General features: G+C 47.8%; 10 protein-coding genes and 1 pseudogene. 3 read left to right on the top strand and 8 right to left on the bottom strand.

Features of this window, described 5'->3' with window-relative positions; genetic code table 11:
- Nucleotides 1-4 precede the first annotated feature (4 nt).
- From DYH48_RS16775 to DYH48_RS16795, 5 genes are all read right to left on the bottom strand, one after another.
- On the bottom strand, nucleotides 5-1525 hold the full coding sequence (locus DYH48_RS16775; RefSeq protein ID WP_011623841.1) for a tripartite tricarboxylate transporter permease: 1521 nt from the start codon (nucleotides 1523-1525) through the stop codon (nucleotides 5-7).
- 2 nt (nucleotides 1526-1527) lie between these two features.
- The gene (locus DYH48_RS16780; protein ID WP_006082912.1) at nucleotides 1528-1995 is read right to left on the bottom strand and encodes a tripartite tricarboxylate transporter TctB family protein; all 468 of its coding nucleotides are present in this window, start codon (nucleotides 1993-1995) and stop codon (nucleotides 1528-1530) included.
- Between the two features lie 10 nt (nucleotides 1996-2005).
- Nucleotides 2006-2959 (bottom strand): tripartite tricarboxylate transporter substrate binding protein, encoded by a 954-nt coding sequence (locus DYH48_RS16785; protein WP_115335406.1) that lies wholly within the window; start codon nucleotides 2957-2959, stop codon nucleotides 2006-2008.
- Between the two features lie 12 nt (nucleotides 2960-2971).
- Nucleotides 2972-4252: an OprO/OprP family phosphate-selective porin gene (locus tag DYH48_RS16790; RefSeq protein WP_115335407.1), complete on the bottom strand. Its 1281-nt coding sequence runs from the start codon at nucleotides 4250-4252 to the stop codon at nucleotides 2972-2974.
- A 582-nt stretch (nucleotides 4253-4834) separates the two neighbouring features.
- Nucleotides 4835-5638, bottom strand: a complete 804-nt coding sequence (locus tag DYH48_RS16795; protein ID WP_115335408.1) for a bactofilin family protein — start codon at nucleotides 5636-5638, stop codon at nucleotides 4835-4837.
- 281 nt (nucleotides 5639-5919) lie between these two features.
- Between DYH48_RS16795 and zapE the strand changes: the two genes are divergently transcribed.
- Nucleotides 5920-7245: a cell division protein ZapE gene (zapE, locus tag DYH48_RS16800; RefSeq protein WP_115335409.1), complete on the top strand. Its 1326-nt coding sequence runs from the start codon at nucleotides 5920-5922 to the stop codon at nucleotides 7243-7245.
- Nucleotides 7246-7917: 672 nt separating this feature from the next.
- Nucleotides 7918-9543, top strand: coding sequence for a methyl-accepting chemotaxis protein (locus DYH48_RS16805; protein WP_115335410.1), 1626 nt, complete (start codon nucleotides 7918-7920; stop codon nucleotides 9541-9543).
- A 169-nt stretch (nucleotides 9544-9712) separates the two neighbouring features.
- On the opposite strand, the gene DYH48_RS16810 is transcribed toward DYH48_RS16805, so the two are convergent.
- Nucleotides 9713-10711, bottom strand: coding sequence for a LysR family transcriptional regulator (locus DYH48_RS16810; RefSeq protein WP_115335411.1), 999 nt, complete (start codon nucleotides 10709-10711; stop codon nucleotides 9713-9715).
- A gap of 138 nt (nucleotides 10712-10849) precedes the next feature.
- On the opposite strand from DYH48_RS16810, the gene DYH48_RS16815 reads away from it, so the two are divergent.
- Nucleotides 10850-11809 carry a sodium-dependent bicarbonate transport family permease gene (locus tag DYH48_RS16815; RefSeq protein ID WP_115335412.1) on the top strand — a complete coding sequence of 320 codons (960 nt, stop codon included), beginning with the start codon at nucleotides 10850-10852 and terminating at the stop codon, nucleotides 11807-11809.
- 90 nt (nucleotides 11810-11899) lie between these two features.
- Here DYH48_RS16815 and DYH48_RS16820 read toward each other — a convergent pair.
- Both DYH48_RS16820 and glnE read right to left on the bottom strand, forming a co-directional pair.
- A pseudogene (locus DYH48_RS16820) lies at nucleotides 11900-12871 on the bottom strand (GGDEF domain-containing protein).
- Nucleotides 12872-12988: 117 nt separating this feature from the next.
- Nucleotides 12989-15844, bottom strand: coding sequence for a bifunctional [glutamate--ammonia ligase]-adenylyl-L-tyrosine phosphorylase/[glutamate--ammonia-ligase] adenylyltransferase (glnE, locus tag DYH48_RS16825; RefSeq protein WP_115335413.1), 2856 nt, complete (start codon nucleotides 15842-15844; stop codon nucleotides 12989-12991).
- Nucleotides 15845-15931: the final 87 nt, after the last annotated feature.

Raw genomic sequence — 15931 nt, forward strand, 5'->3', positions numbered from 1 at the left:
TACATTAAGAGGCTTTCGCCAATTTATCACTACGATGACTACGAATAAAACCGATCAATGGCACAGCCAGCATCGCAATTGCCACAATCAAGATAGTCAGCGTCAGCGGGCGTTCCCACAGGAAGCTCAAAGAACCATCGGAAGCGATCATAGCACGGCGGAAGTTACGCTCAATCATATCACCGAGGATGAAGCCCAGTAGCAGCGGCGCCATCGGAAATGCCAGCAAACGCAACACCACAGCGACAATCGCAAAACCTATCATCAAGAACAGATCGAAAGTATTAAACGAGACTAAATACACCCCAATCAAACTGAAGAACAGGATCATCACAGTCAGAATCGACTTAGGTAAAGCCAGCACTTTGGCAAAATAAGGGATCAGCGGTAAATTCAGCACCAGCAGAATAATATTGCCGAAATACATAGAGATAATCACAGACCAAAACACGTCTGGACGCTCTTGCATCAACATAGGGCCAGGTTGAATACCATAAGCGATCAATGCACCGAGCATGATGGCCGTGGTACCCGACCCCGGAATACCTAAGGTCAATAACGGGACAAATGAGCCAGTACAGGCCGCATTGTTAGCCGACTCAGGCGCCGCAACACCGCGAATCGAGCCCTTACCAAACTCATCGCGTTTCGCGCCGCGGGATAAATTACGCTCAGTGCCGTAGGCCATAAAGCTGGCAATCGTTGCACCTGCGCCCGGTAATACCCCAATCAAAAAACCGAAAATCGACGAGCGACCAATCACAGGTGCTATCTCTTTCACTTCCTCTTTGGTTAAGCGAGTGCTACCAATCGGCTGCGCTGAAAAGTTGATGTTTTCGGTCGACTTAGGCGGCTTAATCACATTCATTAACGCTTCCGACAGGGCAAAAGTCGCCATGGCGATTAACAGAAAACTGATGCCATCGAGTAAATCTGGCTGACCGAAGGTGAAGCGTTCCATCCCCGAGAAAGGATCGATCCCCACTGACGAGAGCAACAAACCTAAGTGAGTCATCATCATGGCCTTGAGGAAATCGCCACGATTCGAAAACGCCGCAATGGCCGTCAAACCGAGGAACATCAAGACCACATAATCGCCCGATTGAAAGCTCAGAGATACTTGCGCTAATAATGGCGCCGCGACCATCAACATAATGGCGCCGATAGTGCCGCCGGTAAACGAAGCATAGGCCGCAATCGCTAATGCTTTGCCCGCCATGCCTTTTTGCGCCATCGGATAACCATCGAATGACGTCGCAACCGTTCCTGCCACGCCCGGGGCGTTGATCAGAATTGATGATGTCGACCCACCAAAAATAGCGCCGTAGTAAACGCCCGCCATTAAGATCATCCCTGAACTGGGGCCAATGCTGTAAGTCACAGGGATCATCAGAGCGATCGCTGTGATCGGCCCTAATCCCGGCAGCATACCGATCACTGTGCCGACCAAGCAGCCTAAGACCACATACATGAGGTTTTGCAATTCAAACGCGGTCGATAGACCAATAAACATTGCATCGAACATAGTTAACTCCAAAGAGAACCTGAGGCCAAGTAGATACCTAAGACTTGCGTCATCAACACCCAGAACACCAACACCACGGGCACAGAGGCGAGCAGCAAAATCTTAAAGCGGCGCTCTCCCATCAACCAAAATCCAGCGACCAAAAACAATAAGGTAGCGACAACAAACCCCAACGGTTCGAGTCCGGCGGCATACAAGACCATCAGCACAATCAGCGCCGCGGTTTGTTGTAAGGCGGCTTTAGTCAGCAGCGCCCCCCGCTGTTGAACCGTGTTTCCTTTTAGCAAGACGGCAACCAGAGAGAACAGACTAAACATCAATCCCATGGCAGCATAAATCTTCGGCATAGTGGAAGATGTCACGACTTCAAATTCTTCAAACGGCAATAAGGGAATTTGCCATGCCAGCACGCCATATCCAGTAAACACGGCGACAAATAGCAAGGAACCAATCAGATCACGATTCAACATCTGTCACTCCTTACTTAATAAAGCCCAGTTGCAACATAGTGGCTTTAAGCTGTTGCTCCTGTGCTTCCAATGACTTAACAAAATCGGCTTGGGGTTCAAACAGATTGATCCAACCATTACGGGCACGCACTTGTTCCCATTCTGGCGTTTTAATCAGTGCCGCAAACTTGGCCACATACTCATCAACTTTGGCTTTAGGCGTATCCGGTGCCGCGAAAAAGCCGCGCCAGTTAGTAAACGTCATGTCATAACCGAGTGATTTAATCGTCGGAACCTCTGGATGCTCGGCAACGATTTCTGGCGCCGTCATCGCAAGGATCCGACCTTGACCACTGCCTGCAATTTCTAACGCTTCACTGAATCCCGTCGACAGTAAATCGACTTCGCCCGAGAGTAAGCCAGCCTTAGCTTGACCACCCGCATCGTAGGGAACATAACGTAAACGACCGCCATCTAAACCCGCCGCCGCAATCGCTTGCGCCGCAACTAAGTGATCCATACTGCCGCGCGCCGAGCCGCCAGCGATATTGAATCTTTGTGGATCCGCCTTAAAGGCCGCCAACACATCGTCCCAGTTTTTCAACGGTGAATCGTTACGTACCACAAAGGCACCGTAATCGGCGACTATGCCTGCAACCGGCGTTAAATCACGATAACTAAACGGGATTTGCCCAGAAAGTGCACGGAGCACAATCGGAGTCGAGTTAACCAGTAAAATATCGCCCTGTTTGTTTTTCGATTTGATCATAGAGGCTATTGCACGGCCGCCACCGCCGCCCGAGAGGTTCTCAAAAGAGGCATTACCATCAATTTTCGACTTCACTAAGGCTTCACCGACGCCACGCGCAGTAGTATCCCAACCACCGCCTGGACCGCCAGGAATGATAAAGTGGATATCAGCACTCGCCATGCCAGAGGCACCGAGTAACAGCGCACTCATGACTAAAGATTTCATTTTCAACATGATTCATTACTCCTAAAACACGTATTGCAAACGGGCAGCAAAGGCATCACCCACATCTTCATTGCCGACTAAGGCAATCGTGCCTGCGCCATCGACGGAAGAATGGATGTAGTTAGCCATCACTTTGATTTTTGGATTGAAGTAGTAAGACACGCCTAAGGTATAGATCTGAGCTTTAGTACCTTGGAAGTCGGAGCTCGCATCCACGCTAGAAAAACGTGCCGCCAATTCCCATGCATCGGTTACGCCCTTAGGCTGAGAAAACACCGCGCTGCCCTTGGAATAGCTACGCTGTTCGCCCGTTAAGAAATAACTCGCCTGCAGGTAATACGCCTGATAACGCTCACCATCGAGCACTGACTGAGGATCTTGGGTGTTTAAACTGCGCTGGGCGTATTCGCCCTGCAACAACAAGGCATTATGTTGAAATGCCAGCTCTAAACCCGCTTGGTTTAGATTATCAATCGCTGCGGTTTCACCACCGGCGACATAGTTAATCAGGCGAGTATTAGTCTCGCGCAGTTCGCCGCGAGCAAAGCTGGCAGACAAGTCATCGCCGCCCATTTGACGCGCTGAGTACCACAAGCCCGCATGTAACACTTGGCCCGGTTCTTTGGCCTGTGACCAAGTCACTCGCGAGCTCAGGGCATAGTTCAAATCATCAGTTTCATCTTTGCCATCGCTACCAAAGGCATCGTTTTTATAAACACCCAAGGCGTAACGTAAACCTGTGCTTGGGAAATATTGATAGGCAGAAACACCCCAGCGGAAGTACGGCGACATAGTATCGGCGAGGCTAGAACGTTCAATCAGCGCAATGTGATTACTGCTGGTAAGCGCATCGAGGCTGATATCCTCACGCAACTTACCAAATTGCAGTTTAGGGCCATTCTCAAAACCCGAATAACGCATCCGAGCCATGACGATTTCAGCGGTATTTTCAGCAAATTCAAGCAACAGCTTGTAATCCCAATCCTGTAATTCGCCTTCAACAAAGGTACGGACTCGGCGAGGGAAAATATCCTGCGCGCTACTGCCGTTATGTTCGGCGTTATAGGCACCATTGAAGAGGTTGTAATCGAGTTGAATGCGACCACCTATCTCAAAAGCTGGCGCGCTAGGCTTAGATGGAGTCGCAATGGCATTCGCTGCCTGCTGTTGTTTTAGCTGGTTAACTTCTTGAGTCAATTGGGTGAGTTGTGCTTGAAGCTCTTGTGGCGTTAAGTCTTGCGCATTCGCAAAACCAGTAAAAGCCACAGCGGTTGCCGCAGCAAGTAAGGTCAATCTAGGCATCAATGCCTCCTGTATTGCAGTCTGCCATTCCCTGTGGGAATGCCTGTGTTATTAGAATTGTGTCAGGTCTGTGACGGACTACTTCCTCGCCCAGAGGATGAAATGTATCGTTAACATTTCGTTAAAGATATTTAACGCACTTAATCTTCATTAAGGGACTTAAGGTGACTAAAAATCATAAAGTTCATGAACAAAATGAACTTAACTCAAGGGAAACGGCTTGAAGTGCACAAAACGGGTAAGAATGAGAGATAACTCAATGAAAATATGACAGGAATATTAGCTGGCGCTGAATGTTAACAGATGAGTGGAATAGCATAAAAATACGACGGTTCTACCCTTAAAACGTTAAATTAAGCTAGAAGCCATCCATAAAAGCAAAGCGCCGTTAAGCGCTTCTGAGGGAACTAGCAACAATACTTGAAGAGAGATTGAGTAGGATATTGGGCGATAAGCATTAGCAACGATGAGCAAATAACTGTGGTCGAACAAAAAACACCAAATGCTCGACCCAAGGATGCGAGCACTTATTTGTTCGAGCTAATTGATTCAAGCTAATAAATTCGAGCTTTCGCTTAGCAATCAGAGCTTATTGCCTGCATTCTCGCTGGTGGGCGCGGTGCCATTATCACCCTGCGCCATCTGTGCATGACCTTGTTCCATTTGCTGTAAATCTTCCATCGCAGAATCCTGCGATAAAGCCAGCGGATCGGGATCTGCGGATACCGCCACCGTATTGTCGGCATTCGCGGTATCTGGCGCAGTCATTTGTTCAGTCAGTAATGGATTGGCGGCCTTTGCAGCATCTAGCTCCTGAGTCACAGGGGACACTTCAGTATTGAGCGGACTATCACTCACATTCGGTAACCACTCACGCAATGGCTCGGGTCCAAAACTAAAGCCCAAGGCGATGACGACAGTTGCAGCAGCAACATACAACCAAGGGCGAATCGCCCGATTATCGCCTCTTAATGAACCGCTCTCACTGGCATATAGGTGCGCATCCGAGCGTTGAGCCGCTGGGGCGATCGCTTTTAGCATATCAGGCAAGGCATCAAGCTCAGGGCCTTTAATCCGCTGACCAATAAACTGGCCGCCTTCGTAGATCTCCATCTGATGGCTTGCAACTTCGCCGTCAACCACACCAGAACTGGTAATAATCAACTTATTACAACAGACTCGACCACTAAATACGCCGCACACCCGCAACTCATCACAGCTGACTTCACCGGAGATCTCGCCGCCAAGTTCGATCTTAATTTGTCCCGCTGAACCAATCTTGCCCTGCAATTTACCCGCAATTAATGCCGTGCTCTCTAACTGGATGTCACCCTCAATCGAGGTTTGTGCACTGATAAAAGTAATGCCATTGCCTTTGCTAGCCATAGGATTCATTCCATATCATTATTTTTGTGACAAAGATGTTAAGGTAAAAGTCCCCGAGAATAAAGCACTGGTTTCGTTTAGTATTTGACCTAAACCTCAGAGCGGGATTTAAGTCACGCCAGCGACTATGTTACCCTGCGCTAGTGCAATATGGCTCCCGAGTACCTAAGTATGAGTAGCATGATGCCTCAAAAGGCGAGCGCTGATATCGCACTTAATCAAAGCTAAAGCACACACTGACTGCAGTAAACACCTAAAACAACCGCCAACGAGACCCCGACATGGCTTATTCAAACTCCGCTAGCTCGCAATCGATAACGCCAATGATGACGCCACTGGAAGTGTATCGCGCCAAAGTGAGCGAAAATCTAGTTGACGATCCGGCGCAACAACAGGCGGTGTTGGCGCTCGATATGTTATTTAAACACTTGATGCCACAACCCTATTCAGCACGCCACTCCCATTCACAATCCATCAAAGGCTTGTATCTGTGGGGCGATGTAGGTCGGGGTAAAACCTTTCTGATGGATTTGTTTTTCGATTGTTTGCCAAGTGAAGGCAAATTAAGACTGCATTTCCACCGTTTTATGGCGCGGATACACCAAGCATTACGCGAGCATTCGGGTAAACGCGATCCGTTAACGCTTATAGCAAAAAATCTCGCGAAAGAATGCAAGGTGCTGTGTTTCGATGAGTTTTTTGTCTCAGACATTGGCGATGCCATGATACTCGCAGGGCTATTTGAGTGCCTATTCGAACAAGGTGTGGTGCTGGTCGCGACCTCTAATATTCCTATTGAGCGCTTATATGAAAACGGCTTAGCCAGACACAGATTTTTACCTTGTATCCAACTGCTGCAAGCGCACACGCAAATGCTGCATCTCGATGGCAACCAAGACCACAGGATGCACGCCATCAATACTTTATTAAACAACGAGATTGGCATTGATAGCGCTGAAATGAGTGCCTCGATTTCCCGCAATATCGGCATTACCGGAACACTCGATTTTGAGCAGATTTTTGACAAGCTAGTGAATGGGTTAACGCCAAATGCGCTCAGTATGAGTGCTATTGGCATTAGCGATTCTGGTATTATTGATACTGGCATTAGCGGTTCTAGCATGAGTGATAGCAAAATGAGTAATGCTAGCCTCACCATCTGCAACCGTGAAATCCCAGTGATCCGCGCAGCTTTAGAGCCCATAGACAAAGCTGTTGCTTGGTTCGACTTTTATGCCCTGTGTGACGGCCCGAGATCCCAACTCGATTACATCGAAATCGCCAGTCGATTTAAGATCTTAATGGTGAGTGGCGTTCCTAAATTAGGCGGCGAAGTGAAAGGCTGGATCCGTGCCCGCGGCACGGAGGACGGTACAGGTGAAAACCAAGCCGCAACCACGGGCGAGCGCAAACTCTCCTACGCCGCCAACGATGACCCAGCGCGCCGTTTTATCAGCTTAATTGATGAGTTGTACGATCAAAATGTCAGCCTTTATCTCAGCTGCGACGTGCCACTGAGCGAACTCTACCAAGGTGGCGCACTCAGTTTTGAATTCCGCCGCACCTACAGCCGATTAATAGAAATGAGCCGACATGAATTAGCGTAAAACAATTGATTATTTATCGTTTTGCAGAGACAAAGAAAGAGACAAAAAATAAGTTCCAAAATTTTGCTCAAACTATTATTGGACAATCATTAGCAAAAAAATAAAAACGTCCAAAGGAACAGTAGATTACGAAGTAACTTATACAATCAGAATAGTAAAAGCTTGAATAACACCTTTAAAACGACAGACATGACACATGAGCCTAAAGACCTAGATTGCCAATCTAAAACCTTATCAAATCAGCACAAAATTTCACTTTAACCATTTAAAATCAAAATAATAATCACAGTTAGCTCCTTTATCCCCAAAGATAATCTGAATAAAAACGGAAGCATTACTCCACTCAATTCAGCAATACGGTTTGCTAACCTAGATATTTAAGGTACGGTATAACTTAGTTTCAATTATGCTAATTTACGCCCTATAGGTTTAAATCAATTAAATTTACACTCTACGGCAAGAAATTTTAAAAATATAATCTATAGTGTATTAAACCAAAGACTCATAGTTCCGACTCTGCGCAATAACGCTTAGTTTTAAAGTTAGGAAGCATAAGTTTAACTTTATTTACTCGAACTTTATGGCTCGACAGCAGTAGCTCGAAAGTATTAACTAAAAAGCAGTAAGAACGACCTTAGACGGAACTAATTTAAATACAGGGACGATTCGCTTATGTGGTTACGACAAATTAAGATTGGCTCACGACTCATTACTGCGTTTGGCTTACTCGGTCTAGTATTGTTACTTCAGGGACTGATGTCATTACAAACGATGTCATCCATGCGAGTCTCCTCAGAAGAAATTGAAAAAAATACCCTACCAACGCTCGTCACGCTGTCGAGCATCAATCTTAACGTGATGCGCGCTAGGGTATTTACATTTCGTCTATTACTCGCCGATTCGGCGGCTGAGCGCGACAAAGGGCTCGAAACCTTAAGGCAAATTCGCGAGAACATTAAAACGGATCAAAAGGCCTACGAGCCTTTAATTAGTTTGCCTGGTGAGCAAGCCCTCTATCAGGAATTCAGCCATAGCCTTGAATCCTATCTAAAAGATCAAGATGAAATGATCCGTAAACTACAGGCCAATGATGCTACTGAAGCCAAACGGATCATGGATGAAGTCATGACAGTCCAAGCCGATAAAATGACAAAAATGCTCATTAGCATCGGCGATTTAAATACCAAATATGCAAGCAAACAAGGCGAAATCACCGCACAAGCCTACGAGGAAAGTAAGCTACTCAACAGCGTGGTGATAATAGCCTCCTTGATTGCCGCATTTGTTGTGGCCACACTCTTAACCCGCAGTATTGTGCAGCCGATGAAAGAAGCGGTAGATATTTCAGTGACGGTCGCAAGCGGTGATTTAACGCAGAAAATCCGTACAGATGGCAATGATGAAACCAGTCAGCTGATGCAGTCATTAGCAGGGATGCAGCAGAACCTGCGCGATACCTTATCCCACATCGCAAACTCCTCTAACCAGCTCGCCTCCGCCGCAGAAGAGCTCAATTCTGTGACTGAAGATGCTTCCCGCGGTATACAGCAACAAAATGATGAAATACAACAGGCTGCAACCGCAATTACCGAGATGAGTTCGGCGGTGGATGAAGTCGCTAATACCGCAGTCCTCGCTTCGGAGGCCTCAGAAGAAACCGCCCGCAATACTGAACTAGGTAAAAAACAGGTAGATCAAACCGTCGCCGCCATTATCGACATGAATCAGGATGTGACGCAAAGTTCGCAAATTGTCCAAACCTTAGCCATGCAAGCTGTCGATATTGGTAAAGTTTTAGATGTAATCCGCGCAATTGCCGAGCAAACGAATCTACTGGCCCTCAACGCAGCCATTGAAGCGGCGCGAGCGGGCGATACTGGCCGTGGTTTTGCGGTCGTGGCCGATGAAGTGCGCGCGCTAGCCCATCGCACTCAGTCTTCGACCCGCGAAATTGAAGACATGATCAACAAGATCCAGCACGGCACCGAAACCGCTGTGCTATCGATGCAGCACAGTGGTCAAAAAGCGGAGCAAGCACTCGCTGTCGCAAGGCTCGCTGGGGATGCATTAAACACGATTAACGCTCAAATCAGTACGATGAATAACAGCAATATGGTCATCGCAAGCGCAGCCGAAGAACAAGCGAAAGTCGCCCGTGAAGTCGATAAAAACATTGTTAACATTAGCGATCTCGCCAGCCAAAGCGCCGCGGGAGCCCAGCAAACCAGTGCATCGGCACATGAACTATCAAGGTTAGCAGTTGAACTGAACAACCTACTGACGCGCTTTAAGGTGTAAAGTCGTCTCGATTTAAGGTCAAAAGCCTCGCTTTTCGATTTGAGGTCAAATCTCGTTTTACAAGGGAACCAGAGGGTAACTGCACAAGGTGTGCGAAAAAACGCTACCCTCAATGTATAATCACATCTTTAACTTAATAAAATCATTCAGTATCAAAACATGAACTCAGCTAAGACCGAGTTTGCGGCGCCTGATTAAAGTGCATAGCCAGTTCACTGATATCGGCGGCAACCCATTCTGGCTCGATACACTCGGCCAAATGCGCCGCCATAAAGTCCACCAGCTGCATGGCGGCATAGGGCAAGCGGCGATCTTTGCGGCCCACTAGATACCAGTTACTTTCGAGCGGAAAACCCGTTACCGGCAAAATAGCCGGTTTTTCGCGCCCTTCTTGCAGCGTGTGCGCCGAAATCACAGACAAGCCTAAGCCAGACGCGACGCTTAAGCGTATCGCCTCATTGCTCTCAATTTGCATAGTGTCACTAAGCGTGATGCCTTGACCGCTGCACCAAGACTCAAACATCAAGCGGGTGGCAGAACCGGGCTCGCGCACGATAAAACGCTCATTTTTAAGATCGTTAAAATTTACTTGTTCACGGCCCACCGCCCAATGATCCTTTGGCGCAATCAATTGCAGCGGGTTTTTAATGATCCGCGCAGATAGCACGTTATCGCCACTAGGTGGATGACTAAACAAATATAAATCATCTTCTTGGCGCTCAAATCGGCCTAATACATGGGCACGGTTACCTATGTTTAAGGTCACTTTAACCTGTGGAAACTGCCGATAAAAAGCCCCTAAAATCCGTGGTAACACGTATTTGGCGGTAGTGACGATACCGATATTAATATGCCCAACGCTGCCACCTTTGGCCTGCTGCATAAAGGCATCGAAATCCTCAAAACGACTCAAGGTATCGCAGGCGGCGCGGTAGAGTTCATTGCCAATCAAGGTCGGTAACATACGGCCATCACGACTCTCGAGTAACGGCTCACCTAACACATCGGCTAGCTTTTTAAGCTGTAATGACACTGTGGGCTGGGTTAAATGCAAGGCCCTCGCCGCTGCGGAAATATTGCCTAACCGCACCACTTGTACATACACCTGCAGCAAACGGAAACTCAAGTGCCGCAATTTAAGCTGAGTCGATGACGAACGCTTATCCATAGACGATTATCTATACCTAAGTGGTAAACAATTTATTTTTCAATATAACCAATTAGGTCCAAAATCACCAGCCATCAGGACCATCCGACATTTAAGCCTGTTCTGCACGGCTTAAAAATCAAACTTAATGAGATACTTATGCCCGATATTGTCATTGCCTTTTTCGCCTTAGGCTTGTTAGCTGGCCTAGTGAAGTCAGATCTTAAAGTCCCCCCCGCGATCTACGAAACCCTATCCATACTGTTAATGCTCACTTTGGGCTTAAAGGGCGGAATGGCGCTCCACGGTCACACCCAAAACTTAGTGATCACTGAGCTGTTAGCGGTTGTTGCTTTAGGCTTTATTATCCCCTTGGCCCTATACCCAGTGTTAACTCGGCTGGTTCGCATTGGTCACACAGATGCTATTAGCATTGCCGCACATTACGGCTCCGTTAGCGCGGGAACCTTTGCGGTGGTGATGGCTATGGTGGAAAAATCAGGGTTGATATTAAGACCCGAAACCACCCTGTATCTCGTGCTGCTAGAACTGCCGGCGATCGTAGTGATGCTCTGGCTACATAGATACTTAAGCGCCAAAAAAGCAATTGAAACATCACCCAAGAATGAAACTCAATCGAGCGTATTGCACGAAGCGTTAACCAGCCGCGGCGTTGTCTTACTCGTTGGCGGCGTAGTGATTGGTTGGCTTTACGGCCCAACGGGGCTTGCGCCGCTCACACCTGTGCTACTAGGCGGATTCAAAACTTTACTGGCATTATTTTTACTGGAAATGGGCTTAGTGACAGCCAAAGTGTGTTTGCCGCTACCACTAAAACAATGGCGCTTATTGGTGTTCGCCGCCGTAACGCCCTTTGTATTGGCTTGGTGCGGTATTGCCGTAGGATTATGGCTGGACTTACCTTCTGGCAGTATTTTAGTGCTAGCGGCATTAAGTGCCAGTGCATCTTATATCGCAGCGCCTGCGGCCATTCGAGCCGCAATACCCGAAGCCAATATTGGACTGGCTATGCTGGCCTCACTCGGCATTACGTTTCCGGTTAATGTGTTAATTGGCTTACCTTTATACCAACACTGGGTGATACTCATTACGGCTTAATGGCGTAGCTTAGTACTTCTTCGCCGAATAAAATCAATGAAAAGGGAGACATAATTGTCTCCCTTTTCATCTTGCTTAAGCACACATCATTTAAGGCGCATCACTGTGGTGCGCGGCTTTATCCTGATACATGGCTTTATCGGCGGAATCTAACAGATCCTCTAAGCTCACATCAGAATCTGGCGTCCAATGGGCGATACCAATACTGATCGCTAAGCTATGTTGCTTAGGATGCTGTTGATTATATTGCTCAAGTAATTGCTTAAAACGCTCAATCACTAGATCGACTGTATCTCTATGCACAAAACTTAGTAGCACCACAAACTCATCACCGCCAAGCCTTGCGATTACATCAGACTCCCTAAAAGCGGTCATCAAGATATGGGCAAAATCGTATAACACTTGGTCGCCCTTGAGGTGACCAAAGTTGTCATTCACTTCCTTAAAGAAATCGAGATCGAAGAAGAGTAAGGCCGCCTCAGATTCGGTACGTCGACAACTCGCTAGCGCCTGATGGGCCAGTAACTCAAATCCACGCCGATTCGAAATCGTAGTCAAAGGATCTAAGGTGTTTTGCGCGATAGAGAGTAATTCCGCCTCTACCATTTCACCTAAATCCGTCAAGGTTTCAATATCTTCAGCTGTAAACTCTCGCGGTTCAGTGCCGATTAAACACAAGGTCCCTACTCGATATTACCTGTGAATGGTTAAGGGATAGCCAGCGTAAAAGCGAATATGCGGCTGCTCGGTCACCAGTGGATTGTCACTAAAGCGCGGATCTTTGAGGGCGTCGTTTACGATAAAAATATCGTCTTGATTGATCGCATGGCCACAAAATGAGATTTCCCGTGGTGTTTCAGTCACCTCCAATCCTTGGCGAGATTTAAACCACTGCCGCTCGGCATCCACTAAGGTCACAACACAAATCGGCAAAGAGAAAATTCTGCGCGTGAGCCGAGTGATACGATCGAAACGTTCTTCGGCATCGGTGTCGAGCACATTGAGTGCGCGTAACGTGGCCAAACGTTGCAGCTCGTTTTCAGGGATAGTAGGTAATTGCATGGTGCTCTCTGCTAACTGCTCTCATTAAACTCTAGCCTAAATTGTGCATTCTTGCGGTGTTAAGGCTGATATTCGTTTCAGCCTTACTCCCTTTAAATGACTGTAGAGATGACTGTACTATTCCAGCACAGCGCGGTAGATATTGAGCACTCGCTCGGCATGTTCCTCAACCTCTAACACAGGTAACTGCCCCGCCTTTTGTTGCAGAGTCAGGCGATGATTTTCATCCCTGAGTAAGCAATAGGTTTGGGTTAAATGCTGGGCACTCATCATAGGTAAGAGTTCAAGCTCAGCCAACACCCCAAAAATCCGCACATTGTCAGACCAAATCGTCAGCTCAGGATACTCATGGGCATTAGCCAGCACTAAGTACTGGGCGATAAACTCGATATCTGCAATACCGCCGGGACTCTGTTTTAGATCAAACATGCCATCGCTGGCTTTGAGCAAGTGATCACGCATCTTCTGACGCATCTCACGTACTGCTTTTTGCAGCTCAGCTTTATCCCGTGGCTTTTCCAATATCGCAGCACGAATTCGGCTAAATTTGACCGCTAAACTATTGTCGCCGAAAACAAAACGCGAGCGCACTAAGGCTTGATGTTCCCACGTCCACGCCTCGTTAGCTTGGTATTCGCCAAAGCGTTCAATCTCACTGACCATCAAACCCGAGGCGCCAGAAGGACGCAAACGCATATCCACTTCATACAACTCACCCGAAGTGGTACGAGTCGAGAACAAATGCAGAATACGCTGGGCGAGTTTGAGGTAGAAATGGCCGACTTCAATCGGGCGTTCACCATTGGTCTGGCTGTTATCTGCTTTGTTTTCACACAGGAAGACTAAATCGAGATCGGAGCCGTAACCCAACTCTATCCCGCCGAGCTTGCCATAACCAACAACGGCAAAACCTGTGTCATTGCCCTCAAGGTGAGCGGGCACGCCATGGCGCACTGAAACCTGTTGCCACGCCTGCATCACCACTTGTTCTATGATGGCTTCGGCTAAAAAGGTTAAGTGATCGCTCACTTGCATCACAGGTAAAACCCCAGTGACATCGGCGGCGGCGATTTTAAGTTGTTGTGACAGCTTAAATTGTCGCAGCGCTTCCATCTGCTGCTCCATATCATCCTCGGGCACCCGCAACATGTACTGGCGCAGCTCGCTAGGATAATCATCGATGGAGGTTGTGTCATAAAGCTGCGATGGATCGATAAGCTCATCGAGCAGCATGGGAAACTTAGCCAACTGCGCGGCAATCCAAGGGCTGGCGCAGCAAAGGCTCACTAACTGTTGCCGTGCGCCAGGGTTTTCACATAAAAGCTCAAGGTAAGTGGTGCGAGTTAAAATCTGCTCCAGCACCTTAGACACGGGCTCAAAGGCAGCCGATGGACTCTGTTGATTAATCAACTCTTCCAATAATCTTGGCATTAATTTATCTAAGGTTTCCCGCCCGCGTGGACCAATGGAACGCTTAGTGACAGTCTCACGCCAGCTACTGAGCATAGGGCACAGCTTGTCATCGTCGATTTGCTGTTCGGCCAATAACGCGACGGCATCATCAATATCTTGCACATGCCACAGCTGCGTTGTCCAATGCTCAGCCTTTTCTTCGCCTTCTTCACCGCCCACAGTCGCTTTAAAATGACGATGAATTTTGCTCATCGCCGCTTCAATATGGGTACGTAAATCGACCTCGTTGGCCATATCGAGCACATGACACAATCGCGCCCAATCGAGTGGATTATTCGGCAAGGTTTGGGTTTGTTTATCGTCTATGGCTTGCAGTAAATTCTCGACTCGGCGCAGCAGTAAATAGCTGTGTTTAAGCTCATCGACCGCCAAATATTCAAACTGCCCTAAGCTGTAGAGCGTATCGATAGCGCCGAATAAACTCTGCTGACGCAGCGCAGGCTCGCGGCCACCACGAATTAATTGGAAACTCTGCACCACGAACTCGACCTCACGAATACCGCCCGCGCCGAGTTTAATATTGTCGGTCAAATGACGGCGACGCACTTCTTGGGCGATGAGTTGCTTCATTTTTCGCAGGGATTCAATCGCTGAGAAGTCGATATAGCGGCGATACACAAAGGGTCTGAGCAGGCTGTGTAATTCATCGGAGAAATGGCTCCAAGGTCCGAGCGCACGCGCCTTGACCATGGCATAGCGTTCCCAATCTCGGCCCTGTTCTTGGTAATAATCCTCAAGACCACTAAAACTCACCACCAGCGGCCCACTTTCACCGTAGGGGCGCAAACGCATATCCACGCGGAACACGAAACCATCGACGGTAACTTGGTCTAGCAAGTTCACTAACCTTTGTCCCATGCGGATAAAAAATTGTTGATTGTCTAAACTGCGACGACCACCGACGGTTTCACCATGTTCAGGGAAAGTGAAAATCAAGTCGATATCGGAGGAGAAATTGAGCTCGCGGCCGCCTAACTTGCCCATGCCTAAAATCAGCAATGGCTGTGCATTACCTTCTTTGTCCATCGGCGTGCCGTATTGGGCGCACATATCTTTATAGAGCCAGTCGCGGGCGCAAATCACTAACGCTTCGGCAAGCGCCGACAGATCCAGCAGAGATTCCTCTAAACTGGCGTAGTCTAAAAAGTCACGCCAGGCTAAGCGCACCATTTGGTAGTTACGAAACCGTCGCAGGCTAGCTTTTGCCATCTCTTCAGTTGTGGCGCTACTCAGCACTTCGTGTAACTCAAGATCGAAGTTTTTACGCTCAATCAGGCTTAACTCGCCGGCAAACAGCCTATTAATCCACTCGGGATGTCGGCATAACTGGGCCGCCACGTAATCACTGAGCCCTAGAACCTTTTTGAGTTCTTGCTGCTGGGCAGGTGTTAATTGCGCGAGTCCTTCGGACCATACTTCCTCTAACCGCAGCCAGTTGTGCTCAGCGGTTTGATTAACGAGAATAGACAATGACTTATTACTGTCTTTTTGCATGGTCATAATAATCCCTAACAAATTTAGCTATCGACATATTATGTCGTAAATGATATAGATTGACGCCACATCATGTTATGTTCGACGAGACTT

The organism is Shewanella baltica (assembly GCF_900456975.1).
GTDB lineage: Bacteria > Pseudomonadota > Gammaproteobacteria > Enterobacterales > Shewanellaceae > Shewanella > Shewanella baltica.

Bases quoted from the DNA above. Each gene is read 5' to 3' on its own strand.
- DYH48_RS16775 (WP_011623841.1), bottom strand. From the start codon at position 1,525: ATGTTCGATGCAATGTTTATTGGTCTATCGACCGCGTTTGAATTGCAA.
- DYH48_RS16785 (WP_115335406.1), bottom strand. From the start codon at position 2,959: ATGTTGAAAATGAAATCTTTAGTCATGAGTGCGCTGTTACTCGGTGCC.
- DYH48_RS16805 (WP_115335410.1), top strand. From the start codon at position 7,918: ATGTGGTTACGACAAATTAAGATTGGCTCACGACTCATTACTGCGTTT.
- DYH48_RS16810 (WP_115335411.1), bottom strand. From the start codon at position 10,711: ATGGATAAGCGTTCGTCATCGACTCAGCTTAAATTGCGGCACTTGAGT.
- glnE (WP_115335413.1), bottom strand. From the start codon at position 15,844: ATGACCATGCAAAAAGACAGTAATAAGTCATTGTCTATTCTCGTTAAT.
- DYH48_RS16795 (WP_115335408.1), bottom strand. From the start codon at position 5,638: ATGGCTAGCAAAGGCAATGGCATTACTTTTATCAGTGCACAAACCTCG.
- DYH48_RS16780 (WP_006082912.1), bottom strand. From the start codon at position 1,995: ATGTTGAATCGTGATCTGATTGGTTCCTTGCTATTTGTCGCCGTGTTT.
- zapE (WP_115335409.1), top strand. From the start codon at position 5,920: ATGGCTTATTCAAACTCCGCTAGCTCGCAATCGATAACGCCAATGATG.
- DYH48_RS16790 (WP_115335407.1), bottom strand. From the start codon at position 4,252: ATGCCTAGATTGACCTTACTTGCTGCGGCAACCGCTGTGGCTTTTACT.
- DYH48_RS16815 (WP_115335412.1), top strand. From the start codon at position 10,850: ATGCCCGATATTGTCATTGCCTTTTTCGCCTTAGGCTTGTTAGCTGGC.